The organism is Bacillus sp. AR8-1 (assembly GCF_008042345.1).
Classification (GTDB): Bacteria; Bacillota; Bacilli; order Bacillales; family Bacillaceae_G; genus Bacillus_A; species Bacillus_A cereus.
Genome location: NZ_QNUB01000029.1, coordinates 1 through 25,700 on the forward strand (window position 1 = coordinate 1; position 25,700 = coordinate 25,700).

Sequence of the window (25,700 nt, forward strand, 5' to 3'; positions counted from 1 at the left end):
AGGTTGACGCCAACAGGGTGATGACAATATAAATATTTCTTTTTTCTTCTATTATATGTCCATTTCGCAGACTGTAAATATATTTTCATTTCCATACATGTCTATCATACTCTTCATTAATACAATAACTCATCCAAAAGGATTGTAAGTAACTTAATGGACAAGTTTTTTGAATGTGGGTTTATGCGAGCTGAAGAAAGTATACATTAGATTTTTTACAATAATTATGTAACTCAACCATTTATTCCTGTTATAATTATATTTTGATTTACATATATAAGGAGGTTTTTATTTGTTTACTGCATTAATGTTTTTGTTTTTATTAGTGTCAATACTATCGGTGATTGCACTAATTATAGGCCTAATCAAACCAGGAAAGGTAGTTCGTTTTGGCAACACAAAAACAAGAGGTCGAGTTATATTAATTTTCTTGCCGGTATTATTCATTTCGTTTATTTTAGCAAGCGTGTTTGCTAGCAAGTCGATAACTCCAGAAGAACGAGTTGCAATTGATAAAAAAAGAGCTGAAGAAAAAGTATTAAAAGAAAACCAAGAAAAAGAAAAAATTGAAAAGGAAAAAGAGAAGAAAGCTAACGAGCAAGAGAAAAAAGCACAGGAAAAAGAAGAACAAGAAAAAGCTAAACAAGCTAAAGAAAAGAAAAAGGTTGCTGAAGAAAAACAAAAACAGGAAGAAGCACAACAGAAAGCTGAAAAAGAAGCTGAAGAAAAAGCCGAAGCTGAAGAAAAAGAGAAACAACAAAAAGAAAAGAAAGAAGCTACACCAGATAAGGAAAAACAATTACCAGCCACACAATCAAATAAAATTTCTGTTAAAGCAGGTCTCGGTGATACAGAAGAAAACTTTGTAAAAGAATACGGTTCAAATAAAGGGTCCACTTCAATCGCTAGATTTGCAAACGATTATATTATAGCAATGTTTTTAGAAGGTAGAGCAAATAATATCACCCTTCAATTTTCCCAATCAGGAAAACAAAGTCGTTCATTATCCGATGTCATGACAGAAGTAAAAAATATACTTCCAGTCGATGCAATAGAGAAAGAGCGTTATACAGATGCTCAAGATCCAGAAAGAGAAATCATTACATTTACTAGTGAAATATTAAAAAATAGCGTTCCAGAAACAGCATTCTTAGGTGATGAGTCTGGGACATGTATGGCTATAATTCGAAAAGGATTAAATGAAGAATATATTTCTGCGGTTATCGCTTTAGGTAATAGTAATCCATAAAATGGAGACTATGCGTGAAGGTGTTGAATTGACATTATCAAAAGTAGACACCTTACATGAGTTGGCTTAAGTAATGAAGAGAGCCCTAACTAGAGAAACAAATAATATCACAAGGAGAATACACTAAAATGAAAGCAATGAAACTAGTATATCTCGCACTTGCACTCATGCTTGTGGGTGGAGGTTGTGAGGTATCTAAAGACCATTTAAAAGATAATACATCTCTAGATGCATCAGACAAACAAGAAACTGCTAAAGAAAGTCCAGCAGCAAAAGCTTATAAGACTGAAGTTATGGATTTAACTAAAGAGTTAGAAACCTCTATGGGTGAAATGTCTAAGATAATTAATGAAGATAGTACGCTAAGTACATCAAAACAGCGTTTCAGAGACGCATTAGCTAATGTATCAAACGTAACAAACAAATTCAATGCTCTAACACCTGGTGATGGGCAAAAAGATATTCATGAACTTATTTTACGTTCGTTGAAAATTATGCGTGACGGGATAGAAGACGTATACGTTTACCTAGATAATATGAATAAATCTGAGGTTAATGATGGTTTTAGCTTAATAAATCAAGGGTCAGACATGTATATGAAAGCTATAAAGAAGTTGTACTAGAGTAACTTGTAATTATACATATAATCATTCAACTGACTAAGGGGTAATGTAAAAATGAAAGCAAAGAGAATCGTAACGTTAGCTTTACCTATCATGTTATTATCAGCTTGTACAACAGAAACATACGGACTTACTCAATCAGAGTTTAGACAGGTAGACAAAGAGTTTAAAGCAGATAAAATGATAGAAGATATGAAAAAAATGCATTATAGTGATGAAGATATCGAAAAACAACTAAGAGGTGCATTAGCAACTATTAAGGCTAAGCAGGAAGAAGCGGAAAAAAAGTCTAAACCGAAAAAAGACATACAATTAGACTCATACAGTAAAGAAACAAAAACAGATACAGGCAAACAATCCTCTGATAAAGACGATACAGAAGGTTTTCCTACAGATGATATAGATAAGAAAGAAAAGAGTACAAAAAAACTATCCGAAAAAGAATATGTCAATCGTGCATTTGAGTTACGTTTAGACTTACAACAAGAAATAGATAGTATAAAAGCAAAAGCTAAATCAATGATGGAAGATGGTGAATCAATTACAAAGCCTACAATAGATGCTATTACGGATACGAGACTTGTATTGGATGATTTAGAAAGCATGAATGCACCGAAAAAGTATGAAGAGCAGCAGGAGTACCTCATTAAAGAAGCTGTAACAAAGAGTAGAGAAGGATTAAATAGAGTAGAAGAAGATATTAGAAAGTTCGGCGACGGTAGAATTGGTACTGTAAGACTAAAAGAAGTACTAGAAAAAGGTATGAACGATGTAAACTACGGACCTCGTTTGTTGGAAACCTTATTCGAAGATTTTGAAGCAGATTATCCTGGGGCAAAACAGAAAGCAATGGATAAGAAACAGAAAGAAAAGAAAGACTCTGATGAAGGGACTGTTAATATCTCTGCAAACGGTAAAGAGTTAGTAGCTGATTGGGGTACATATCGAAATGGTGAATTTAATCTAGGTTTTGACTTAAAGAAAGATGGTTCTTTCCTCATGTATGAGAGTGAAAACAAGGAAGAGCGTAATCAAACTCATATGATAGGTGAATGGAAGTATGACGGGATTAAGAAAGAAATTACCTTCAAGTATAAGAAGTTTATAGAGCATGGCTCAGAGAAAGAAGGTATAGACTTACCACCATATGCGGAATTCAAGGTATTATCCTTTAACGGTGATACATTTGAAATGATGGAATTAGAAAGTGAAGTAGTAATGAAAGCAAGGAAACGCTAAAAAAGCAAGTGAGCGGTATAAAAACGTAAACAATAGAGTATAAAGGGAATCTACAAAATAAGAAGTAAAGGGGTAGGAGAAATGAAAAACAAGAAACTAATATGTTTAGCACTTCCAATCATGTTATCAGCGATAGGTTGTTCAAATAATGACATAGAAAAAGAAAAGAAAACTGATAACTTACAAGTAGCAGAGTCAGAAAAGAAAACTGAAACCAGATCTGATAAGGATGTTATAAAATCGTTAAATGAAGAAGTAGATAAACTACATAAAGAAAAGGACGAGTTAGAAAAGAAGATACAAGATGAAAAAGCTAGTAAAGAAAAAATAAATCAAGAGAAAGACGGGTTAGAGAAGAAAATACAAGATGAAGAAGCTAGTAAAAAAGAAGTAAGTAAAGAGAAAGATGTAATTAAAAAGGAAGACAAGATAGAAGACAATACGAGATTCAGTACTATAAAAGAGTATCAAGAGACAGTGTATAAACTTGCTAATAAGTTTGAATCTGAATTACGCGCAACGAAACCAATAATTGAAAAAGATAAAACACTATTGACAAATAAAGACGAATTAAAAGCGCAGTATGATAAAGTACAAGTACAAGCTGACAAGATAAAATCTCTTCACCCACCTAAGGAGTACACAGATTTACAAATCGGACTGATAGATTCCTTAACAGTATATCAAAAGGCAGTAGCCGGCATGTTTTCAGGCTTAGACGAAAGGGATAAAGAAAAGGTTAAAGGGTATGAACAATCTGTAATGGATGGTTTGGCATACTTTAAAGATTCACTAAACGCAATAAAAGAAATAAAGGAATAAGTTATGTCCTTTAATTTAAGGGGAGCATCTTCATGAAAGTTGTACGCTCTATATTTAAAGGCTTTCGTTTAATAGGTTTAATTGTAAAGCCAGTACTTAAAGCATTATCTAAAAGTAAATTTTAAATCTCATAAAAATTAAGATCCCCTTCTGCATATGAGTGCATCAGGGGATCTTTTTCAAATTATTCTATTCGTTCTACAGACAGTACTCATAGATAAATAAGAAACGGTGTATATTTACCCTAACATTTATAAAGATGAAAATCAATATATAATTATCTACATATAGAACCAGATAATAATTTTTATTAATAAAACTATTCTTTTGTTTTATTTTTTAATGTACTCGTACCACCAGTTTCTTTCATCCATCCAAGCTGTAATCTTATCAAGCTCGCCATTAGGTAGTACTTCAGTTTGTAAGTAAGCTAAACCAGTTAATGGATCAGAGACAACCTTCCCTTTTGTTCCACGCTCATTCATAGCATTTACGACTTCCTGAACCAATGAGATACCAAAACCACCAGATTTAACATACTGATAGCCGCCATTGGCAATAGCTTGTTCTGGTTGTTTTTCTCCTGTAAACCAGGATAACGGTTTACTACCAATCAATTGGTTCAAATCACACTTACCGATACCAGGTACATTACCTGTCTCTGTGTATTGCCAAATATCGCATGGATAAGCTGGCTTGTTACCGCCATAACGAGGAATCCAAACAAAATCAGATTTTACATTTGCCATACCAAACAGAGCATACATATGATGACCAACGTATAAACCAACTTTCTGAGCACCTAATCGGCGTAGTTCATCAATAAATGCTTGTGTGCCCGCTCTCATATCATTCATTGTTTTTACTTCAACATCTGCAACCCAGACTGTCGCGCTCTTGTCTCCACGGTTCCAGAAGTCACGAGCTTCTATTCGTGCATCATTTTCAGAAACGAAACGACAGAATGCATAGTTACCAAAAGGAATACCATGTTGCTTCATGGCTTGTACATATCCTTTATACAATGGATCTACATAATTTGAACCATCTTGTACACGAGCGATGATGAAATCAATGTATTGCTTTGCTATAGGCCAGTTAATGTCACCATTCCATTTTGAAATATCAATAATTTGTCCCATTACTTAACATCTCCTTTTCTATCTTCTTGTTTTGGTTTACCGCCTAAAATCTCGACTGCATTTGTTAAAGCTTGCGGAAGCGGAATACCCATTCGTCCGGCATTTTCTAAAAGTGAAAGTAATTCATTACCCATGAAGAAGAAAATTGTTGCTTCACGAATAGCACTATTACTTCCTAACGCTGCATCTAATTGAGCTGCCGCTCCGACCAAAAGAAAAAGCACCACCTTTTTGGCGATGCCTTTAAAACCAACTTTACTTTTTAATTCTCCGTTATACCCTGCTGCAATCATGCCAGTTAGATAATCAATAACTGCCATCGTTACTAAGATTTTCAATGTTGCATCCCATCCTCCCAAGAAATACCCACAAAAGCCACCAAATGTAGCGATAAATGCTTTCATTAATACATCAATACGATCCATCTTTCCATCTCCTTATTTATAATAAAAAAGAGAGACGCTTGTCCCTCTTTTCTCAAAAACCATTCAATTATATTAATCCAAGTAAGTTTATTTGTCTGTTTTATCAAGATCATCCGATAATTTCTTTAAAATATCACGTGCTTCTTTCTTCTCTTCATCTGTTAATTTAGCATTCTTACTCTTTGCTTCCAACGACTTAAGTACTTCCATGTATGTACTATCTTTAGTGCATACAGTGTCTGTATAAGAGTCGCCAATAGCTACTAATGAATAATACGTTTCTTTATTCTCCTTAGGCACATGCCCTAGAATATACAAAACTCCATCTTTACCAATGCTTATAGAGTTATTTGAAGTACCACCATGGAAAATAGGAGATGACCACTCGGTCTTCCATTTCAGTGTCCCCTCTGGGTTTAATGCATATAATTGTTGAGATGAATGAACATAAATCACACCATTTTTATCGATTACCGGTGAGTTAATAATAACCTGAGTACCTGTTTCATATTTCCATTTCAGTGTATAGTCTAGATTATATGCATATACACCACCGCTTTTAGCTATATAAATGGTTCCATCTTTTGAATATATTGTAGGAGCAGATTTCGAACTAATCTCATCCTGTTCCCATTGTTTCATTATATTTCCATCTTTATCTAAAACGTATATAATAGACCCACCATTTATATATAATTCGCTATTTAAACCTAAAGAAAAACCAGGATTACCTCCATTCCCCTTAATCTTTTTATTCCATAATTCTTTACCATCTTTGTCATGAGCATATAGATAATAATTTTCACCACTTGAAGATACAGTATAAATAATTCCATCCTTTGACATAAGCATAGAATTAGTTCCCGTTGTCGTTCCTTTAAACAGTTCACTTGATACCCATTTTTTTGATCCATTTGGATTATATGCGTGTATTGTTCTCTTATCATAAGCAGCATAGCGTACATAAAGTGTACCTTCACTATCTAGAATAGGAGTATCAACATAACCATTATCTTTAGTTTGCCATTTTATTGAACCATCTGGATTTAAAGCTGTTAATTTTCCTCCTACAACATAAATAGTTCCGTCTGCCGCTATAACAGGTGAAGTGTAAATATTCGCTATACCATCTTTAACCCATTTAACTGAACCATCTTTATTAAATGCATACAGTTTTTGGTTTGCATTTCCTATATAAATCGTCCCATCACTTCCAATTGCTGGTTGACTGTAAAATGTTTGAATACCACCTTCTTTGTAAAAAACCTTATACTCCCATTTCACTTTAGGTGTTTCTGGTCCAACGTAAGGTGAATTTTTATTCCAATTCTGACCAAAAGAAAACTCAGCTTGTAAATCATACTTCCCTTGTTCAAATTGTTCACCTTGTGTGCTTGATGTTTCTGCTTTTGTCATTGAATTAGGATGCAACCCTACCATCAAAACAAACAACAACATCATTAGCATAAATTTCTTTTTCATAATATACCTCCTAAATTAACTATTAAATTATATGACAATAAAATCATATTTATTATATATTATAATTAATAATTGAAATACTTAAAAACTAATATAAACAGAAATAAAAAAAGACCAGCTAATACTGCTCCTGCTCTGTTTACGTATTATTTTCATTAGTTGGTTTTAGTGGTTCTTGTGGTGGATAAGAACTGGTAAGCGATGTATAACACTCCATACAAATGTGCTTTTTCGCAAATCCCATATCCAGTGCGTACAGACGAGCTCCGCGTTTACAGATTTCGCATCTTGTTGCAATACGGAAATATATCGTGCCATCCGTTTCCCCCCACACCTCTACTTTATTCGCACCATATAAACCGGCATTGTTTAGCATATCAAAAGGAATTCGCACAAATACTCCGTTTTCGTTTCTTTCTGAATCTACTAACCTACCAGCAAACGGAGCACCTTGCCCCGCTTGTAAGGGATAACCTTGTAAATCCTTGTAATCATTCATATATTTTCCTCCTAAACGTTAGGTAGCTTGTACCATTGTCCTCCCATTCCCATAAAATAAAACCCATAGCCTTGACCGCCATCAAAGAAACGAATGGACCCAGCTTGGCCCATTCTATTACGCCCTAAATTTATTCCTTGCGTTAGAATAGGTTGATTTATGAATACATCCTTTTCTGTACTTATATCAAAGGTCTGCCCATTATCAGATGGACCTATGTTGTTATTTACACCGCCTATAGCAATTCTATTAAACGGTTGAAGACCATCGGCCCTTTCTGCTGCCGCACGATCCCAATTATACATGCAAGCATAGTTACCACTAACCAATGTTATCCCTGAAACACAAACAGCTCTACCCGCAGAAACTTGCGCATTTGCAGCTGTAACTTTAACTACAATCATATGTTCTTGTGGATTGTAATTGTTAGGAACGGTAAATGTGAAATTATACCTTCTAATTTCACCATAAAATGTAGATGGCTCTGGAAAATCTTTATATATTTCGTGCCAAATTTTATAACTCACTTCATCCAATGGCGTAACAAAACATACCTGCAATCGTGGTTTTGCAGTTGTACGCACACCGTTAATCTGTGCGGTTCTATAATGTGCTGACAATGTATAAGAGTTTCCTGGATGAATCCCGTTTTGAACCTTTGTTTCTGGATAATTATACGTGTCGACACGGACTGCATTTACCATTTGTTCATAGTTAAATATAAAAGTGTTATTTTCTATCACTACACCGTTTCCTTGTACTTTCCAAGGTAGACCATATCCAGCACCAAACCCCTGATAATTTGGGTTACCTATATTCAATTTTGGAACACTAGAAAAATCATGATCGGCTATTAAATTTCGTTTTGGCATAACAGTTGTTTTCGTTCCCCATTCATCTTCAAAAAGGAAGTCTAACATTTTAACAGTAACGCCGTTTTTATCGATGGTAATCTTATCGCCATTAATTTTGATAAGATTCGTATCAATACCCTTTGCGGTTAACCATCGCACCATTGTATCGGCATTAATATCCAGTTTTGCAGCATTGATTGTAATTTTCCCAGGGGACATATTGATCGCAGTGACAATGCCGTCCTTTAAAATCTGCGCTAAAATCCCTTCATCTAACACTTCTAACTTAGATTCCGTTTTCTTTACATAGGCATTATAAGTCTCATTTATAAACGTTTCTTGTTTTCCAGAGATAATTGAAACGCCTTTTTCAGTAGCACTAATACTTCTTTCTAATTCAATAACTTTCTGATTGTATTTTTCGGTAGCTACTTTATTAGCGATATCTTCCATCATTTTATCAACATCAGTCTGATCTTTCGGATGTAACCAAAATTCTGTAGCTATAGTGCCACGTTGTAACATAGGTGCAGCACACCATAAACGCCCATTTCTCGTAACGTAATAACGCCATCTCACAAACGCTGCATTAGCTGGCGCTTTATCTGTACATACAGCACGAACCCATGTATGATTTACAACCTTGATATTCGTTCTAGCTGTTTTAACACGAGTTTTTTTATCAGCCGTCCACCATTCAATTTCTATAAATGCACCGCCACTATCAATAAGTGTTTTCCCATCCGTATTGAAATAACCTGATGCAACAAAGTCCTCATTAACCTGACACTCAATGAATTGACTTGTAAGTCCCCACCAACGATCTTGAGTCTGGCCAGTACCGGTAATTGCAAATGTATTCATACCTTTGTATTTTAAATTCGTATCAACAGATCCAGTTGCTCCATTACCACTATTCCAAAACCAATATTTCTGCCCTAACTTAAAATCCGCATCACGCAATTCGTTGACAGTACCTAAACCGCCTACATAATCCTCAACGTCTTTCTTTTTCATTGTTAATTTCAATGCTTCAGAATGTTGACCTATTGTTGTAGTAGCCTCACTAAGCGTTTTTCCTTGCTCAGTTTGTGTTTCCTGTAATCTCTTAACACTTGCAGTTGTTCCTTCTGCATTCTTTTCTACAGTGTTAACACGTTCATTAAAAGAGGTTTGTGTTTTTTCTACCGTTTTAATACTTTCTTTGATTCCATTCACACTTTGCTCAATCTCAGTTGTTTTTTTCGTGAACGTTTCTTTAGAAGTAACTTCATCATTAGCAGGCTGCCATGTAGTTCTTATGTTCCCCTCTTCCAATTTCGCATGATGTGAGTTTAAATTACCATCAATATTTCTTCCAGAGTAATAAAACCTAATTTGAGTTACATCCTTATCTTTTGTTTTGAATGTAACAGTTAGAGGCTCGTCCTTATAATCTACATTAATCTTTAATTGTGAGTCTGCACGTACAGATTTCCATTCTTGCTCTCCGTCTGTATAAGTTATTGCCGTTTCTACACCGAACCAAGGGTTTGTATTAAGTTTAGTCATTTTCCCAGTGAATAAAAAAGAAATAGCAAACGTCTTATTTCTGTAATTAATCTTATTAGAAAGAGTCATTTGTTTACTGTCTGACCATGTTCCGGTCATATTCTGTTTGTTTAACCCTGTTTCTGAATCGCTTGCTAGATTAATTGAACCTACAGAAATGTTACTCATGTCGGTTTGTAATTGTTCAATGGTCTGCTTATTTGAAGTCGCCGTGTTCTTTATTTCATTTGTTGTTTTTGTTAAAACGTTTGTTGTTTGCTTCACATCGGCAATAGTTTGTTTTGTACCTTCAACTGTATCTTCCACTGTATTTAATTTTTCAGTGATTTCACCATCTTTTTTTGTTAATAATTCAATAGATTTAGTAAAACCTTCGTTAGTTTGTTTCATTTCAGAAACAGTTTTATTAATTTCACCTTGAGAGTTTTGTACATTTTTAATAGTTTGCGAAACTTCTTGGAGACTATTTTTAACTTCCTTGAATTGTCCATTGGTTTCGCTTTGCGCTTCTTCCACTTTTTTGTTTAATTCTTCTTTTGTGAGCTGAATATCTTTATTAACTTGTTTCAGTGTTTCTTCCTTTACTGACTCTACATCAGGAATAAGAAGCTCCCAACCTTTACCGTTCCACACTTTTAAAATACCCGGTTTACCGTTGGTAATATCTCGCCACACTGTTTTACCTACTATAAGATTATCGGACGGTGGATTTTTAGCTTCAATAATATTCACCGTATTATTTTTTAGGTTTTCCTGGACCTTTTCCGCAAGTTTCTTCGCGACTTCAGATTCTTTTTGAGCATTGTTTGCTGTTACAACAGTTTCTTTAACTAACTCATCTAGCCGATTAAGAATTTCTTGTTTACTACCTATTGAAGCCAGGACTTTATTATAGAGCTTACGTAATTCTTCATTAGCATCCACAATTTCTCGATAATCTCCGAATACATATTTATCTTGTGAAGGATCGGTAAATGATTCATCACCAGCGATTACCCGTGCTTCTAAATAAAGTTTCGGTGTAAATCCAGTGTCTTTAATTCGAATTGTGTCGCCTTCATTAATTAGCTCATGAGCTAGTCCAAATACACGACCGATACTTTGTGCATTTACTTCATAAGAAACAGATGAATTAACGCGTTTCTTTATCTCTGTTTTCATAAGAGTCATTAAACGTTGTGGTGTTATATCTTGCTCTGTCTCCGGTGTATAGAATCCGAATTTATGTTGTCCTCGTTCATTCCATCGCTGGAATGCATCATTGTCTACAAGATAAGGAATTCCATTATTAATACTAGAGATGGTTATAAAGTCTCCACCTTCTTTTTTTACGAACCCTAATAGGGCTGTACAGATGTTTTGGGAATTCTCAATTCGTTTGATACCCATCAAATCTTTACCAAGAGTTACTTCTTTACCTGTATCACGTCCTCGCTTTTTCACCATATCTACATAACGACCAACAATTTGAGACCCTACAACTTCTGCACGATATTGAATTTCTAAATCGAATAAGGATGCAATGTCTTTTAAAAATTTCAGTGGGTCTATGAATTCATCAATCTTCATAGTGTGGAAGCCAGCGTATTCTGTTTTTCCTCTTTTCCACTTCGTACCCACAAGAGCTATATCGATAAACTCATTGACTGTTTTACCTACAATCTTCTGTGGATTGATAATGCCAGCTTTCGCGAGTTGAATCCATTCCCCAGATGCATAAGCAATGACTGATCTATCATCTGAATCTTTTTCAGCTTCAGTAATTACATATGGAACAATGCGACCATCACGAACTTCTTTTAAAACTAAATTTTGCTGCATGAGTGTCACTGCATGATCTGTATTATCAAACACTTTAAACTCTAATGTATCAATGTTATTTTTTATTTCCCAATGTCGTTTATCGTCCCAATAATCTTTTGGTTGTATATTGGAAACAATTTGACTCGTTTTAAAATCAACAACATGTAAGATTCCACTTGGTGTCCTCATCTAAATCGCTCCCTATACATTACTTTGGCTGTTCCAACAGTTGAAGGCATGATTTCTAGTTTATTCGAACCCTTATGAATAACAGGATAGTCACTAAATATATCTTTTAGATTAATAGCACTTTTACCATTTATCGTTACAAGACTTCGCTCAGTATCAATAACTACTTTGTCCCCAACATCAAAGATATAAGGAGGATTATTTTGTGTATTCATGTTAACCTTCCAAATTTTCAAATCGTCAATAGACATTTGCGAACAAAACATGTTGTTAGAGAACTGAGAAATGCTGATTTGTACTTGAGTGACTTTATTCATATTCACGTTATTTTCATCAAACCAGACAACGAACCTTTCAGCATCATCGATTTCAGTACCTAATATAAACTTAGAAATATACGCTTCCCATCTATTACCGGTCCTAGCGAGCCATAATCGCCCTCTAAAATTAGTCCAAGTATCTGGATGATCTCCATATTCATTAATTAAAACTTGCCCACCAGGTTTCTTACTGTTCCCCACACTAGCAAATCCACTGTTTTGCTCGGCTTCCCATTGGACATCACTCATTGATATACGGGCTACATAATCGCTATTTTCATCAAGGAGACCGATTTCCACACGCCCCATTTGATCCCAATGATAACTATTAATGTGTACATAAGCTTGCATGATAAAATCCTGTAATGGTCCTTGTGGAATATTCTTTTTGGCTATGCAACCATGCCATCCTTTTACTGTAGGTTCCCCTAGATACTCGGCCATAAAACGGTATCCATCTGATTTAAACTTTCCTCCACCAGTCATATCCTCAGTTTTAGGTACATCCGTCCATCCTATGGTTGTTCCCATCTCGTCCCATAACACACGTTGATTTCTTTCAACTGGAACTTGGTCTGCTTTTAATGGATATCCAATGCGAAAATAATTCGTTCCATTCCATACATCAAGAAATGTAGAAGGTTTTGTCACTTCAGCCTCTATAATTGGATTGGATTCTACACTTCCTTTGTTTTGAACATTTGCTATTAACCCCCGCCCATCCATTTCAAATTCTAATGTTTTAGTAGGCCCTAACTTATATGGCATTGGACAAACAAAATTCAAAGTACCTTTACCTAAAGTAATAAAATCCTCAGGATCAAAATCTTCATCAATAACCGCCAGGTATGTCCTATCAGGTGTTACATCAAAGACTAATTCAACAGGTTTTTCTGTAATTAACCACTCTGCTATTTCTTCTTTTAATGTTTCTAGGTCAGATCCATCAGGAACAATAATTCCGACCGGAACAGGTAAAACTCGCATTTCAGTTTCTGTCGTTAATAATCTTGCACCTGGATAACCTGGAACACTTAGAAATTTTCGCTTTAATGGCGCCCAAGCTGGTCTTTTCCATCCTTTTTCGATTTGAATAAAATCCTTACGTATATTGTTAAATGTAAAAGAACTCATACCGTCACCCCACTTCTCTCTAAAATAAAAGAAACCCAAACCTAAAAGGCTGAGTTTCTTTTTTCTTCTCTATCTTGATACTCGGTTGTATATCGATAAGTACCACGTGCCACATCTCTTCCCTCTAAAATAACTGGAACTTCAACAACTAAATCTCCACCAAGCATTGGAATTACTCCACCACTAGAAGATGAACCAGATCCGTAATTAATCACTTGATTCGATACACTGCTTGCCATAGCTTGTCTACTATTTGACATGCTTCCATATACACCACTCATGACACTCTTTAATCCTGATAATTGACTCACAGAACTAGCCAGCATACGGCTCATTTCATCCATTAGTTGATTTATTTCTCCCGGCATAACAAACTGTTGTCGTGGCATGGCTGCTACAATTCCTGCACCAATATCTCCAAGTGTCTTTTTATTCAATGGTAAAACCGCTTCTTTTCCGGCTTCTCCTGCACCTTGCAAGTTTCCGCCATTCATTCCAAAGATAGTCGGTTTAGTGAAGATACCACCTTTTGCACGCCAATCTATATTGAGGCCGGACGGAAATGTAATATCTTTTCCTAAAATGTTTTTCGTACTAGTTTGTAAGCTGAAGTGTGGAAGAGGCGGCATTTCTGGTTTTGGAATTTTCAACTTCAAGTCACTAAAGAATCCTTTAATCTTTCCAATGAATTTTTCTATACTGTCAACTGCATCTTTAATTGGATCTATAATGAAATGTTTTGCCGCTTCAAATTTTTCTTGAGCTGCATTCTTAACAGAATCAAATTTTTCCCGTGCTGTGTTGTACATATCATTGAATTTCTCTTTTGCAGAATTATAAGCTGAAATAACTGGTTCAACGATGTATGTGTAAACCATCTTCCATGCTTCAAGTGTATACCCTTTTATTTTCGCCCAAATTCCTAACATCCAATTGGATAAATCACTAAACTTTTCTTTTACTAAATTCCAAGTATCTTGTACAGGTTTTATAATATATTGTTTAAATAAACCCCATGCTGCTGATGTATATGATTTAACTGTCTCCCATTGTGAATTTAGCCAAGAAACTAAATCACTGAACTTTTCTTTTACTAAGTTCCATGTATCTAGAACAGGTTGAATAATATATTGCTTAAATAGTCCCCAAGCAATTTGCGCCATTGCTTTTGCAATTTCCCATTGTGTACCAAGCCAAGTGACCATTTCACCGATTTGTGTACTTACCCAGTCGTAAGCTTCCTGAATCGGTTGAATAATATATTGACAGATTGCCGCCCATGCAATTTGCGCACCTGCCTGTATTAACAACCAACCAGCTTCTAAAACGGTAGAAACTGCCGAAATAATTGGATCTAAAACAGTAAGAATTGTATCCCATGTTTCTTGCCATGCTTGCGTTAATGTTCCCCACAATTCAGATGCTGTTTCAACTAAAGAGGACCACCAAGAGGAAGCAGTTTCAACAATCCCAGACCATAAACTACTAAAGAATTCACCTATCGGATCAAAGAAACTATGCATCATTTCTATGAAAGAAGACCATGCTTCAGAAAAGAATTCAACAGTAGAATTCCATGCATCGCTACACGCCTGCTTCACACCCTCCCATAAATCACTAAAAAATTGACCTATCGGATCAAAAAATTCATGCATTGCTTCTAAAAATGAAGACCATGCTTCACTACAGGACTGGGATATCCCGTCCCAAAGCTCTACTAAGTACTCTTTAATAGAATCCCATGCTTCTATTGTCCAATTTTTAATATCATCCCAGTTTTTATAAATAGCCACTCCTAGAGCAACTATAGCCGCTATGATAATAGGAACTATTGCAACTATGCCTAGTGCGGCGGCGGCTCCGATTTCAAATACACCCATGACCGCCATAACTATTGGTGCAATTGCCATAAGTGCCCCTGAAATTACCCCAATAGCCGTTGCAACTGCTGCTAAGGTCGCTGCTAATTCTGGATTATTAGAAATCCAATCAGCAATACTAGCAACAACATCAGCAATTACTCCTAGTATAGGTTCAAGAGCCATTTGTAAATCGCCCATCGCTTTTTGAAACTTTACTGCTGGATTTGCATCTAATTTTTTAACAGATTCATTTAAGTTGTCTTGGTTTTGTTGAAGATCTTTTGTTTTCTTAGAAGCTTCAATTAAAGTGTTTGTTAAATTTTGACCTTGATCTTCAAACATAGTGGCTAGAACTTTGACCCCAACCTGATTTTTCTTAACTGGGTCTTCTATTCCGTCAATAGCTTTAGCTACTTCTACCATCGCTGCTGCGCCATCTCTTCCGCCTTTAGCGACAGATGCTCCCCATTTTTCTATTTGTTCAGTCGCAATACCAGAACCGTCAAGCGCTTCTTTTAAAGCCTTATCAGCTCCTTGTGCGAATTCAGTTAATTGAATCCTCCCTTCTTTCAGTCCGTCTAAAAGATTATCAATATTCCAACTACCAGTTTCAACACCAGCTTCCATAATCGCTTGGACTTCCTCAGCTTTAAAGCCTGCACGGGTTAGCTGGCTACCATATTCAGCAATGATGTCTAACTGTTCTGGCGGAAATCCCATTTTTAACAAAGCATCAACCATACCAAGGGCACTATCTTGCGTTATTCCTAATTCATTTCCTATTTCATAGGTTTCTTGAATCAACTCTGTAAAATCTATACCGTCATAGGATTGCGCGATTGTTGCTGCACCTTTAACGATAGATGCATTCGCTTCATCACTAATATCTTTATTTAAAGCCCATTGCCTACGTACACCAGCAAGTGATTCTTCAGCATCCACTCCATAAGCTGTTACGCCTCTTATTGCTTCTTCTACTGATTTTTTCGAGGATTCAGGGACATCAAAAGATATATCAATTTTGGTTTTCAATTTTGACATATCAAGTGCTTTTTCAACAGCTGTTGCAATTCCACCACCAGCTGCTAAACCGCCGATAACATTCTCTAATCCTACTTTTAGACCTTCAAACTTCTTCTCGGTTCTGCCAGCTTCTTGCTGTAAGTCTCTTAACTCATTTTGTACTTGTTGTATAGAGTTTCCGGCATCCACAGATCGGAGGGCACGTTGTAATTTTTCAATATCAGCTTCAGCCCCTAAAGCTTCACGACCAATAAGACCAATTGCTTGTTCTAACTGTCGACTTGTAGCCGATCCACTTTTAATTGCATTTACAAGACGATTACCTAATGCGCTCGCAAAATCATCAACACTTTTTCCTGTAGCACTAAATAAAGTTTCTAATTGCCGTGTTGAACTTGCTACATTTTCTTGTTCGGCTTTCATATTACCGAGCTTATTTTTCAGACCATCAAGTGACCCTTGTGTAAATTCAATTTCACGCCTAAATGCGCGATACTGCTCTTCTGAAATTTTCCCATTTTGAAATTGCTCTTGAACCTGTTGCTCCGCTTCTTTTAATTTATCAAGCTTTTGTGTAGTTTTTTCAATTTGTTGTGTAAGCAACTGTTGCTTTTGAGCAAGTGCCTCAACGTTACCGGGATTAAACTTTAATAAACGTTCAACATCTTTTAACTCTTTAGTCAAAGAATCACTTTGCTTATTCACGTCTTTTAAGGCATTTTGTAACGGTTGCGTATTTCCTCCAATTTCAATCGTAATTCCTTTAATTTTTCCTCCTGCCATTACCTCACCCTTTTTCTTAGAAAGCATTAAAGTCTTCTTGAGTTGCTTTTCGCGCTTTTTCTTTTCCTGGATTTTTCATTTCAGCATACTCAGCGATATAGTCAAAACAATCACCAATCGTCATCACTTCTAAGTCCCAATATGTGAGCCTTGCTTCATAACAAAGAGCAAGGAACAATTCAGTGCTTAATTCTTCATCACCGAAAGTCCCTTGCTTTCCATTAATTTTCTTTACTTTTTTTTTGCTCCCATTGTTTTTTGAACCATCTCATTAATTTCCGGCATTATATCGTAAATAGGAAACTCATCAAATCCTTCTAACCAAGTCATCGGGTCTGGAATTTCAGAATCGGCTGTTTTAGCGTATAGCCAAACTAAATCGTAACAAACTTCAAAATCTACTTTGTCGAAATCTAAGTTAGAAAAATCAATAGTACCTTCTGTTGCATCTTGCGAAGCGAATGTACCTATAGCTCCTAATTTAAACATATCGGCAAATAAATCCCGTCTAAATTGCGCCTTATATCGCTTGGCCGATGCTGCATTAGCTTTTAATTTGACCTGTTTTCCGTCTATTGTAATTGTCTTTTCCATTTACTTACGCTCCTTTTGGTAATACAGGTACTTTTGTATACACTTTTTTGTACCAATTATTATAAATATCTGTTTTTGATTTAGTAGTAGTTTTCGTTTTAACCATACGTTTTCCATTAATATCAATAGGGCTGGATACAAATTTAAGTTCATTTGTATTTGGCTCCGCTGAATTTGTTTTCGTTTTAGATGCAAGTGTTGGACGACTTGCAGAACAGTTAAACATAACGTGTCGAGTTGCTCGTACATCGCCATCAAATTCAAATAATAATGCAAATGATTTTCCTTTAGCATCCGCTAACTCATTTAACACACCATCTTCTTCGTCTAATTCCTCTCCTAGTGCATCAATTGCAAATTGTTCCGGAATAGTCGCAATAGAAAGCGTTCCATCATACCCTTGGTTATTACTTGCAGCGTAATAAAGCATGTCATCAGCGTAGAATTCAATTAAATCCCCTCGTGGATCAAACGTTAATTCAACCGCTCCAGGTAATGGAATTGGTGTATTAAATGTAACTACACCATCTTTAATATCGAAAAGCGCATAATGGACATTCTTTAAACCAAATGCTACTTTATTTTCATTCATTTATATCAACCTCGTTTCATAAAATTTTTGATACATATTTTCAGATTCAATAAAAGTCCCATACGAGTCATAAGGAATCTCGTGATCATCTAGAACTTGTTCTAGCTTGGCTTCCGCAACTACATCTTTCTTAGTTGTATAAAGCTCTATATTTACATCATTTATCTTGTGATACACCTTGTTATCAGCCATTAAATTTGCTGACCCATCCACAAGAAAACAGATATACGGTGGCGCCGGAACTGGATTACCTGGTGTTGCTATGAAATGCGAATAAGCCACAGGATAGCCTGTAGCTTCAAGAATTTTTATAAATTCTCCTAATGTTAATGTCATGATTCAATTGCCCTTTCAATACGTTTTGGCAATTCATCAATTACATACTCTTCAACGGGACGAATATGCACTTTCTCCGGTACTCGGCCACCACTAGCTTTCGCATGGCCATTTTCTAAAAGATGCGTTAATTGCCCTTTTGTATTATGGATAACAACGGCTTTATCTACTTTTTTCTTACGCCAACCTTTACGATAACCACCTGTTTTTTTAGGACTATTTTGTCTTAACTTGTTTACAGCAATATCAGCTACATCTTCTTGTGCAGTTGTTAATTCTTCTTCCACAACATTTGCATATCTTTGCAATTCTCTTGCAAGATCACTCGCAAAATTACTCATATTAAACATGCTCCTTTGCGATAATAGTCAATGTTTGATACATTTCATCATCATTCATTGGCGGTTCGATAATGTCAAAGATACGATTCTTCATATTAATTCGCATTAATTCTGTAATACCTGTTGTATAAGGAATTACAAACCGATAAATTCGTGTAGACTGTGAAGCTGAAGCTTCAATATACTCAGACCCTTTCACCGTTTTTATCATTGCCCATGCACTTTTAACTTCTTCCCAATTACCTGTTTCAATTGCTTGATTCAATTCATCTTTTATTATTTCAGGTTGTTCAATGCGAATTCGATTTCTAAAGTCACCTGTATTCAGTGGTTTTTTATACTGAAAAGGACGCATATTACTCACCGTCCAATTTGATTTCTTCTAATGCTTTTGCAATACCAAAACTATTAATTTCGGTTAAAAAGTTTTTAGTAAAATACTCAAGTGCATCATTATAAGCATAACGAGAACGTTCAAAAACTAATTCTTTGAACGTCTCATCTTTGTTTATGTCATACAATCCACATACTTTTAATAAAGCTTCATTGGATGCAAAAAGGATGCGCTTTAGGTTATCGTCTTCATCATCACCCAAGTGCATCCTATCTTTGAACTGCTGTATTATTTCGTCTGAAATTACTGTCTCCATTTACATCACCCTTCAGTCGGTGGTGTTACTTCTTCAAGCTTTAATGTGTAAACTTGTGAAGTGTATTTATCCTTCGGTTTACCTGTAGCATATTGTTTAGCAATATAAACAGTTGCATCTTCTAAAGCTAATGTTTCTTCATACTTCTTGATTGGCTCTGTTCCACCCATTGCTGCAACATATTGACCTTTAACAAAGAATAATACTTTTCCTTGAGGTACAAACACTGACTCTGTAAGAATTGGATTAAATGGCAAACTAGTTACATATACTCCAGCCGCATTTTGAATTGTCGCGTTTGCTTGAATATCAAAAGTATCAAACGGATTAGTTACCATAACTACTTTACCAGCAATGTTTTTTGGTCGATCTGCGTCTGAACCATCAGCATTTAACTTTTTAGCTAGTAGTTTAACAACACCTTTTAATTCATTGATTGTTTTGCGGCCTGGCTCGAACGTTAAAGTTCCTACTGGCTTTTTATCTGGATATACTCCATTCACAACATTTCCACTTGGATCTTTTAATAACCCAATAGGTTCATTTTTACCTGTACCAGCTACAAATCCACGTTCTAAACCTACTTTCATCGCTTCTGTAATCATTGTACGGACATAACGTTCTACCCATACAGGCCCAAGTTTCAACATGTCATTTGCTAATGGAATAAATGCCGTCAATTTAAGTTGGGAAATGCTATCTTTACGGAATGTAGCATTTAATTGACCTTTAATACCATCAAATAATGGTCCCCATACCGCTGCGCCTTCTGGATCTCCATAAATAAATTCTGTTACTGCACCCAGATTTTCAAGACCGATATGTTTTAGGAAAGGATGATCTTCAACTAAATCATCAAAAATACGTTCTTGGGTTGTCTTAGGTAAAGTTTCAGTAGACTTAAAGCCGCCTTCTTCCACAACTGCATTAAAGAACTTCATTTCTTCACTTGTTAATACATTAGCACCGCGAGATTGCATAATAGAACGATCTACCATTGATTCATTCACTTGATTTAAAATATCTGTTCTTACATCTGTAGCAAGTGCTTCAATCATGGAGTTCAATGCTACTGATTGCTCTTCTGCTGTACCTTCCTGTGTAGCTTTTGCAAATGCTAGTTTCTTTTCTTCAAAATTATTAAACTTGATAACCATATTTTATTTTCCTCCTAATGTTAAAAAGAGCGTACTCAAATTCTGTTTTGTATGAACAGGCTCTTGAATAAGCTCTTTTGGATTTTGATTATTTTGTTGTTTCGTATACTTAGCTACTAAACTTTCTTTTAAATTTTCTACAACTTCCTCCTCTTCATCCTCTTGCGTATCATCAATTTCAATTTCATCTGCAATTTCATCAGCTAAACCAAGAGCTACTGCTTCCTCTGCTGTTAGCCAAGTTTCATCTTTTAAAAGTTGTTTTAATTCTTCATCTGTTCCAACAAAACGTTTCTTATAAGATCCTGCTAAAGCTGAATCAATCTTTCGTAAATCTCTTGCTGTTTTTTCAAAAAGATCTGCGTTTCCATATTCAAAGGTACTTGCTTGGTGAATCATCATCATAGTATTACTAGGCATAATAATTCTGTCTCCTGCCATTGCAATTACAGATGCGGCACTAGCTGCCCAACCATCAATATGAACTATAATTTCTGCACTATGCTGCTTTAACTGATTACAAATTGCTACACCATCGAATGCGGAACCTCCACCCGAATTAATATGAACGTGAATTTTTTCTGCTTTAACATCTTGAATTTTTCTTCTTACTGCTTCAGCATTATTTTCACTAAACCATCCACCAATTGATCCATAAACAGTTAATTTGTATTCATTTTCACCTTTAGCTTCAAAACGAATGTCTCGTTTTAAATTCAAAAGCTTACTCATATTCACATGTTCCATCATTTCTCACCCCCTTCAGATTCATTTAATTTTGTATAGTTCTTCGTAATATGATGGACATTTAGGTTTGGATCATCTGACTCTTCATAATCTACTTCTGAACGAATTTCATTTCCTGTAAATGCACTTGAAGAAATGAGCTTATCAATACTTGTCGCAAGATCAAATATACTTTGGTAGGAAACAGCTTTAACCTCAATTTTTTGTCCCAAAAGATATTCACTCATTTCAAAGAATTTAACGTTCGCTTCATCAGATAGTTTTTTTAATAATGGTCGTACTGTGAAAAGCATATAATTTTTCGTTTGCTTTTCTACATCAGCCATTTCTCCATATATCAAAGCTATAGGAATACCGATTGCCATAGCTACTTGATTTAAGAAACCATTTGTTACTTTATTGATTTCTTCCACACTTGGGCCATTTGCAACACCATTGTATATCTCGTTATAATTAATACCTTTTTGCTGTGGAACAATAGCTATATCTTTTGAACCAATTGACTTATACATGTTGTCTATAAACTCTTGTAACTTTGCTATTTGTTCCTCAGTTTTAGCACCAATCATATCCATATCAACTGTTCCACGAACTTGATTTTTACGTTTTTGAGAGTTTAATATTCTGCCGAACAAATCCCCATAATCTGCAAATAATCCATCAATAAGTGGGGTTAATTTATCATTTCGATACTTCAAATGAATAACTTCGCTTTGCTTAAAACTTCTCTTAAACGTATAATCTTTTACCCTTACATCCGTAAAAGTATCTTCAAACACAGCGTACTCATTATGTTGAAATCCATCTGCAATAAGTAAATCACCATCATCTGCTTGTATAACTAAACACTCATTATCATAAATAAGTTTTCGAACAAACCGTTCCCAAAAGGTACTTGCGGTCATATTCTTGTTTGGTCTTACGTTTAATCGATAATAAAGCTCATTCTTCTTAAATGCTTTACCATTTCTTATTCTAAATTCAGATTGACTAATCGTTCTTCCTAAAAATGAAACGCATGTATCAATTGCCAATCGTTTCATATGAAGCCTGTTTGCAGTATCAGTTATTATGTCCAGATCCAACATGAATTCTAGTTCTTTATTTCTTTTAAATACTGAACCTAACCATCCAATGGTTATCACCCCCTTTATTAGAATTTAATATTGCCTATAACAAAATCAGTAGCTTCTTGTATCTCATCCGCCCGATAAAGAGCATGAACAAAACACTGAAACCCGTCTGTTTTTCTACGAACGGGCTCTTTCTTTTCATATATTTTATTTCCATCAGCTTTGATAACAACCAATACATTTTGTGTATACCAACGCATTAGCGGATTATCATCAAAAACAATTTGTTTATTCGCAAATGCCATTTCAATACGTGGAGCTAACAAACTATGAATTGCTTTTGGGTTTCGTATAACTTCTATTTCAAATCCTTCTGCTACTAATAGTGGTCTTATTGCTTCCATACGGAAGTTATCCGCTATAATTTTTTTAATCCCATATTGTTCTCGCATTTCTACAAACCAATCAACAATGTGTTGAGGATTAATAGTCGGTTCATCAACAACTGTTAGTAATCCTTGCTCTTCCCACTCTTTAATTGGAGCGAATTTTTGTTTCTTGAACTCGCCTGCTTTTTTAGAATATCCGTAATAGATATCAACAAATTCTTTTCGTACGAAGGAATGAGTTTTAAAAATGTATTCCCCATTTTGTCTAAATAAAAGACCACATGCTGCAAAGTCCCGAATACTTGCAAAGTCTAACGCCCCTATGCATTCTTGAGCATATAAATCAGGAAAAGGACGATTTGTAGCAAGAATTTCTGACCATTTTGCAACGGACCGTTCTAAATTTGTAACAGGTAAGTTCATTCGCTTTGTCATGAACTCTTCTCGGTTACTTGGATCGTCCTCTAAATCCTCATACTCTTCTTTTATTGTTTCAAGTAAGCCTTCAGCATACTCACTTAACGGCTGAGATAACATTGGATTCGCCATTTCCCAATTATCGATTTCATCAACTTCTTTTTCATCATTTAATTTACAGATGAAAGGGAACAGCGCATTCGGACGGGCTTCACCCTTTAAAACTTTCATTGCCTTTTCTTTTAATTTATCTAAGAATCCATCTCTTACATATCCATCTGTACCAATGTAAAACTCACGCGGATTTTTCTTTTTTCCCAAACCACTGATGTGAACACGGACATCTTTATTGCTTTCATATTGATGGACTTCATCAAACATTACAGCTCCATCGCGAAGACCATCTTTTGTGTCTCCGTTTGATGTTCTAAACTTCACTACACTTCCAGTCGATTTCGAAATGGTTTGTGTTAATGTTGTTTTAAAAGCTCTTTGTAAAACTTCATTTCTTTTAATACATTTATGAATTTCATCTGGGCTTGTTTTTGCTTGCTCTTCACTGTTTGCAACAACGGAAATGTTATATTCAGGAATGCCATGTAATTCGCTTATTAAAAAGTGAAGAATAACTGTCATTAAACCATTTTTACCGCCGCCACGGCCAAGCATCCACAAGAATTTACGATAAAATACACGGCCATTTTTCTTATAAAATAAAAAGACGAATGCTATTAAGAATTTTTGAAATGACTGTAATGAAAAGTACCACTTTTCACCAAAGCGGATACACTTCTCGATCATTTCATCATCAAAATACAAGTCGTCTCTATTTAAAACGTATTTTTCCAGGTATTCAATTAACAGTTCTCTTTCATTGTTGAACTTTACTTTACCACTTCTATAAAGTTCAATGTATTCATCTACATATTTTTGCCTAATCATACTAAATCACTTGGACTGTAACCCGAATTAGAAGCACCAACTTTAGGAGAAAGTTTTATATCTCTTCCCAAAGCAATTAATGAACTGTTAATTTTATTCCTCTCACTTATAAGAGGGTGGGCTTTAACAAAAACTTGAGAACCGTTTTTTATCGTTACGGACTCGCCTTCTTTATTAATAGTTTTATTTATTTTTCTAAATGCTTTTACAAGATCAATATATCTTTCTACCTTTTCAACTTCGACTAAATCTGTAATATCAATACTATTCATAAGCTGTTCTTTTAACCTCACAATACTAACAGCCATCTACCCACCCCCCTTACGTGCGTAAAATCGAAAAAAACCTGACAGTTAACCCCCTCCTCCGGTGCCCCTTTGAGCATTTTTTGATGAAATATTTTAAGGGGGGGACTATTTTTATATTGCTTTACCACTTTTCATCATGTTCCCATATATTTTGTTTCTTTTCGTAAACTCTTCCGTGTTCTTTGTTATGACAATTTACACAAACTGTTTCAAGATTGTTTATATCTAATGCAAGATCAGGATGATGCTCAAGCTCTTTGATATGATGGACAACGAGTTGAATCTTCTTACGCTTGGCACTCTCACTGTACTCATTGGTATCTGTTTGTACTCGACCATTTCGCTTACACTCTTGGCATTCGTAGTTGTCACGCTTCTTTACTTGCTCTCGTATACTCTTCCACTCACCACTGTCATAGAACTTACGCTTCTGTTGTTTGGTTTTGTATTCTTCCATCGTTCTCCACCGATTATTTTTTCTTATTATAAAATATTAATCACTATATATATTTCTTAAGTTTAGCTACTTTCAGTATCCCTTCCTTTTAGGTGTTCATTTTCTCCAATAAAAAAAAGCATCTATTCTGATGCTTTTTAACTAAAAATATCTTCTATGCACAAAATTACCAACTAAATATTCACGAAAAACATTATTATACAGGCTAAAAGAGGAATCAAAAACCCTATAAATGTAAGACATAAACCCAAATTAAAAAACAGCAACTTACTATAAGTAATTTGAGATAACGTAACTACTTGTATAGCAAAGTCCAAATTCTTCTGATCTACTGGGATGTCATACTTTGTATTAATAGCATCTAAATATGCCTGTGGGCTAAAATCTTTAATAACTCCATAAAACATTAAATTATGATAGCCAATGGAACTATTCAAAACATTGCTTTGTGCTTCTCGTATTCTATTCAATAGAGGTGAAAATGAAATTAAATTAACGACTATACTTATCATGATAATTGAGCAGCCAATAATTAAAGCTGTTTTAATAACAGGTTCACTTATTTTATCAATTATTTTATCTAAAACCCCAAATACTACTACACCATTAAAAGTTAACAACGCAGCATTTTTAGTTTCTGCAAACTTCAGCCACTCTCTAACATCTTCATATATACTTTTTATAACATCCATGTAAC

Annotated in this window: 24 protein-coding genes; 4 read left to right on the forward strand and 20 right to left on the reverse strand. The window is 35.1% G+C overall.

Going from position 1 to position 25,700, the window contains the following annotated elements; all coding sequences use genetic code 11:
- Positions 1 to 292 precede the first annotated feature (292 nt).
- The 4 genes from DN400_RS19685 to DN400_RS19700 all read left to right on the forward strand — a co-directional run bounded on the left by DN400_RS19685 (position 293) and on the right by DN400_RS19700 (position 3,933).
- Positions 293 to 1,249: an NADH dehydrogenase gene (locus DN400_RS19685; RefSeq protein WP_080495892.1), complete on the forward strand. Its 957-nt coding sequence runs from the start codon at positions 293 to 295 to the stop codon at positions 1,247 to 1,249.
- Positions 1,250 to 1,377: 128 nt separating this feature from the next.
- A complete protein-coding gene (locus DN400_RS19690) occupies positions 1,378 to 1,872 on the forward strand; it encodes a hypothetical protein (RefSeq protein WP_074596295.1) in 495 nt (164 codons plus the stop codon).
- Positions 1,873 to 1,926: 54 nt separating this feature from the next.
- Complete coding sequence (locus DN400_RS19695) at positions 1,927 to 3,111, forward strand: DUF3994 domain-containing protein (RefSeq protein ID WP_074596293.1); 1,185 nt, start codon at positions 1,927 to 1,929, stop codon at positions 3,109 to 3,111.
- Positions 3,112 to 3,192: 81 nt separating this feature from the next.
- Complete coding sequence (locus DN400_RS19700; protein ID WP_074596291.1) at positions 3,193 to 3,933, forward strand: DUF7018 domain-containing (lipo)protein; 741 nt, start codon at positions 3,193 to 3,195, stop codon at positions 3,931 to 3,933.
- Positions 3,934 to 4,265: 332 nt separating this feature from the next.
- Here the strand turns inward: DN400_RS19700 and DN400_RS19705 are convergent, their stop codons facing one another.
- From DN400_RS19705 to DN400_RS19800, 20 genes are all read right to left on the reverse strand, one after another.
- Positions 4,266 to 5,075: a GH25 family lysozyme gene (locus tag DN400_RS19705; protein WP_147801874.1), complete on the reverse strand. Its 810-nt coding sequence runs from the start codon at positions 5,073 to 5,075 to the stop codon at positions 4,266 to 4,268.
- The gene (locus tag DN400_RS19710) at positions 5,075 to 5,500 is read right to left on the reverse strand and encodes a phage holin family protein (protein ID WP_147801875.1); all 426 of its coding nucleotides are present in this window, start codon (positions 5,498 to 5,500) and stop codon (positions 5,075 to 5,077) included. The genes DN400_RS19705 and DN400_RS19710 overlap by 1 nt, the downstream gene beginning before the upstream one ends.
- Before the next feature lie 87 nt (positions 5,501 to 5,587).
- A complete protein-coding gene (locus DN400_RS19715; protein WP_097982151.1) occupies positions 5,588 to 6,982 on the reverse strand; it encodes an outer membrane protein assembly factor BamB family protein in 1,395 nt (464 codons plus the stop codon).
- Positions 6,983 to 7,121: 139 nt separating this feature from the next.
- Positions 7,122 to 7,481, reverse strand: a complete 360-nt coding sequence (locus DN400_RS19720) for a hypothetical protein (RefSeq protein WP_097982150.1) — start codon at positions 7,479 to 7,481, stop codon at positions 7,122 to 7,124.
- 11 nt (positions 7,482 to 7,492) lie between these two features.
- Positions 7,493 to 11,878 (reverse strand): phage tail spike protein, encoded by a 4,386-nt coding sequence (locus DN400_RS19725; protein ID WP_147801876.1) that lies wholly within the window; start codon positions 11,876 to 11,878, stop codon positions 7,493 to 7,495.
- Entirely contained in the window at positions 11,875 to 13,332 is a 1,458-nt protein-coding gene (locus tag DN400_RS19730) for a distal tail protein Dit (RefSeq protein WP_147801877.1), read from the reverse strand. Before DN400_RS19730 ends, DN400_RS19725 begins: the two co-directional genes overlap by 4 nt.
- A 41-nt stretch (positions 13,333 to 13,373) precedes the next feature.
- Complete coding sequence (locus DN400_RS19735; protein ID WP_147801878.1) at positions 13,374 to 17,000, reverse strand: phage tail tape measure protein; 3,627 nt, start codon at positions 16,998 to 17,000, stop codon at positions 13,374 to 13,376.
- Between the two features lie 231 nt (positions 17,001 to 17,231).
- A complete protein-coding gene (locus DN400_RS19740) occupies positions 17,232 to 17,594 on the reverse strand; it encodes a hypothetical protein (RefSeq protein WP_044798066.1) in 363 nt (120 codons plus the stop codon).
- A gap of 4 nt (positions 17,595 to 17,598) precedes the next feature.
- Positions 17,599 to 18,186: a major tail protein gene (locus DN400_RS19745; RefSeq protein WP_043936395.1), complete on the reverse strand. Its 588-nt coding sequence runs from the start codon at positions 18,184 to 18,186 to the stop codon at positions 17,599 to 17,601.
- Entirely contained in the window at positions 18,187 to 18,522 is a 336-nt protein-coding gene (locus DN400_RS19750) for a hypothetical protein (RefSeq protein ID WP_000176452.1), read from the reverse strand. It lies immediately after the preceding gene.
- Positions 18,519 to 18,863: an HK97 gp10 family phage protein gene (locus DN400_RS19755; RefSeq protein WP_000064422.1), complete on the reverse strand. Its 345-nt coding sequence runs from the start codon at positions 18,861 to 18,863 to the stop codon at positions 18,519 to 18,521. The genes DN400_RS19750 and DN400_RS19755 overlap by 4 nt, the downstream gene beginning before the upstream one ends.
- Position 18,864: 1 nt before the next feature.
- Positions 18,865 to 19,218 (reverse strand): phage head closure protein, encoded by a 354-nt coding sequence (locus tag DN400_RS19760; RefSeq protein WP_001247293.1) that lies wholly within the window; start codon positions 19,216 to 19,218, stop codon positions 18,865 to 18,867.
- 1 nt (position 19,219) lies between these two features.
- Positions 19,220 to 19,513 carry a hypothetical protein gene (locus DN400_RS19765; protein WP_000450783.1) on the reverse strand — a complete coding sequence of 98 codons (294 nt, stop codon included), beginning with the start codon at positions 19,511 to 19,513 and terminating at the stop codon, positions 19,220 to 19,222.
- A 5-nt stretch (positions 19,514 to 19,518) separates the two neighbouring features.
- The gene (locus DN400_RS19770) at positions 19,519 to 20,670 is read right to left on the reverse strand and encodes a phage major capsid protein (RefSeq protein WP_048558708.1); all 1,152 of its coding nucleotides are present in this window, start codon (positions 20,668 to 20,670) and stop codon (positions 19,519 to 19,521) included.
- Between the two features lie 3 nt (positions 20,671 to 20,673).
- The gene (locus DN400_RS19775) at positions 20,674 to 21,417 is read right to left on the reverse strand and encodes a head maturation protease, ClpP-related (protein WP_044798228.1); all 744 of its coding nucleotides are present in this window, start codon (positions 21,415 to 21,417) and stop codon (positions 20,674 to 20,676) included.
- Entirely contained in the window at positions 21,417 to 22,562 is a 1,146-nt protein-coding gene (locus DN400_RS19780; RefSeq protein ID WP_033668749.1) for a phage portal protein, read from the reverse strand. Before DN400_RS19780 ends, DN400_RS19775 begins: the two co-directional genes overlap by 1 nt.
- A gap of 8 nt (positions 22,563 to 22,570) precedes the next feature.
- Positions 22,571 to 24,238: a terminase TerL endonuclease subunit gene (locus tag DN400_RS19785; protein WP_147801879.1), complete on the reverse strand. Its 1,668-nt coding sequence runs from the start codon at positions 24,236 to 24,238 to the stop codon at positions 22,571 to 22,573.
- Positions 24,235 to 24,546 (reverse strand): P27 family phage terminase small subunit, encoded by a 312-nt coding sequence (locus tag DN400_RS19790; RefSeq protein WP_000301142.1) that lies wholly within the window; start codon positions 24,544 to 24,546, stop codon positions 24,235 to 24,237. The genes DN400_RS19785 and DN400_RS19790 overlap by 4 nt, the downstream gene beginning before the upstream one ends.
- A 121-nt stretch (positions 24,547 to 24,667) precedes the next feature.
- Entirely contained in the window at positions 24,668 to 25,003 is a 336-nt protein-coding gene (locus tag DN400_RS19795) for an HNH endonuclease (RefSeq protein ID WP_147801880.1), read from the reverse strand.
- A 173-nt stretch (positions 25,004 to 25,176) separates the two neighbouring features.
- Positions 25,177 to 25,695: a Pycsar system effector family protein gene (locus DN400_RS19800; protein ID WP_147801881.1), complete on the reverse strand. Its 519-nt coding sequence runs from the start codon at positions 25,693 to 25,695 to the stop codon at positions 25,177 to 25,179.
- Positions 25,696 to 25,700: the final 5 nt, after the last annotated feature.

Bases quoted from the DNA above. Each gene is read 5' to 3' on its own strand.
- DN400_RS19725 (WP_147801876.1), bottom strand. From the start codon at position 11,878: ATGAGGACACCAAGTGGAATCTTACATGTTGTTGATTTTAAAACGAGT.
- DN400_RS19710 (WP_147801875.1), bottom strand. From the start codon at position 5,500: ATGGATCGTATTGATGTATTAATGAAAGCATTTATCGCTACATTTGGT.
- DN400_RS19790 (WP_000301142.1), bottom strand. From the start codon at position 24,546: ATGGCTGTTAGTATTGTGAGGTTAAAAGAACAGCTTATGAATAGTATT.
- DN400_RS19755 (WP_000064422.1), bottom strand. From the start codon at position 18,863: ATGAGTAATTTTGCGAGTGATCTTGCAAGAGAATTGCAAAGATATGCA.
- DN400_RS19720 (WP_097982150.1), bottom strand. From the start codon at position 7,481: ATGAATGATTACAAGGATTTACAAGGTTATCCCTTACAAGCGGGGCAA.
- DN400_RS19745 (WP_043936395.1), bottom strand. From the start codon at position 18,186: ATGAATGAAAATAAAGTAGCATTTGGTTTAAAGAATGTCCATTATGCG.
- DN400_RS19730 (WP_147801877.1), bottom strand. From the start codon at position 13,332: ATGAGTTCTTTTACATTTAACAATATACGTAAGGATTTTATTCAAATC.
- DN400_RS19775 (WP_044798228.1), bottom strand. From the start codon at position 21,417: ATGGAACATGTGAATATGAGTAAGCTTTTGAATTTAAAACGAGACATT.
- DN400_RS19705 (WP_147801874.1), bottom strand. From the start codon at position 5,075: ATGGGACAAATTATTGATATTTCAAAATGGAATGGTGACATTAACTGG.
- DN400_RS19770 (WP_048558708.1), bottom strand. From the start codon at position 20,670: ATGGTTATCAAGTTTAATAATTTTGAAGAAAAGAAACTAGCATTTGCA.
- DN400_RS19715 (WP_097982151.1), bottom strand. From the start codon at position 6,982: ATGAAAAAGAAATTTATGCTAATGATGTTGTTGTTTGTTTTGATGGTA.
- DN400_RS19795 (WP_147801880.1), bottom strand. From the start codon at position 25,003: ATGGAAGAATACAAAACCAAACAACAGAAGCGTAAGTTCTATGACAGT.
- DN400_RS19695 (WP_074596293.1), top strand. From the start codon at position 1,927: ATGAAAGCAAAGAGAATCGTAACGTTAGCTTTACCTATCATGTTATTA.
- DN400_RS19750 (WP_000176452.1), bottom strand. From the start codon at position 18,522: ATGACATTAACATTAGGAGAATTTATAAAAATTCTTGAAGCTACAGGC.
- DN400_RS19740 (WP_044798066.1), bottom strand. From the start codon at position 17,594: ATGGAAAAGACAATTACAATAGACGGAAAACAGGTCAAATTAAAAGCT.
- DN400_RS19785 (WP_147801879.1), bottom strand. From the start codon at position 24,238: ATGATTAGGCAAAAATATGTAGATGAATACATTGAACTTTATAGAAGT.
- DN400_RS19800 (WP_147801881.1), bottom strand. From the start codon at position 25,695: ATGGATGTTATAAAAAGTATATATGAAGATGTTAGAGAGTGGCTGAAG.
- DN400_RS19760 (WP_001247293.1), bottom strand. From the start codon at position 19,218: ATGCGTCCTTTTCAGTATAAAAAACCACTGAATACAGGTGACTTTAGA.
- DN400_RS19765 (WP_000450783.1), bottom strand. From the start codon at position 19,513: ATGGAGACAGTAATTTCAGACGAAATAATACAGCAGTTCAAAGATAGG.
- DN400_RS19690 (WP_074596295.1), top strand. From the start codon at position 1,378: ATGAAAGCAATGAAACTAGTATATCTCGCACTTGCACTCATGCTTGTG.
- DN400_RS19735 (WP_147801878.1), bottom strand. From the start codon at position 17,000: ATGGCAGGAGGAAAAATTAAAGGAATTACGATTGAAATTGGAGGAAAT.
- DN400_RS19700 (WP_074596291.1), top strand. From the start codon at position 3,193: ATGAAAAACAAGAAACTAATATGTTTAGCACTTCCAATCATGTTATCA.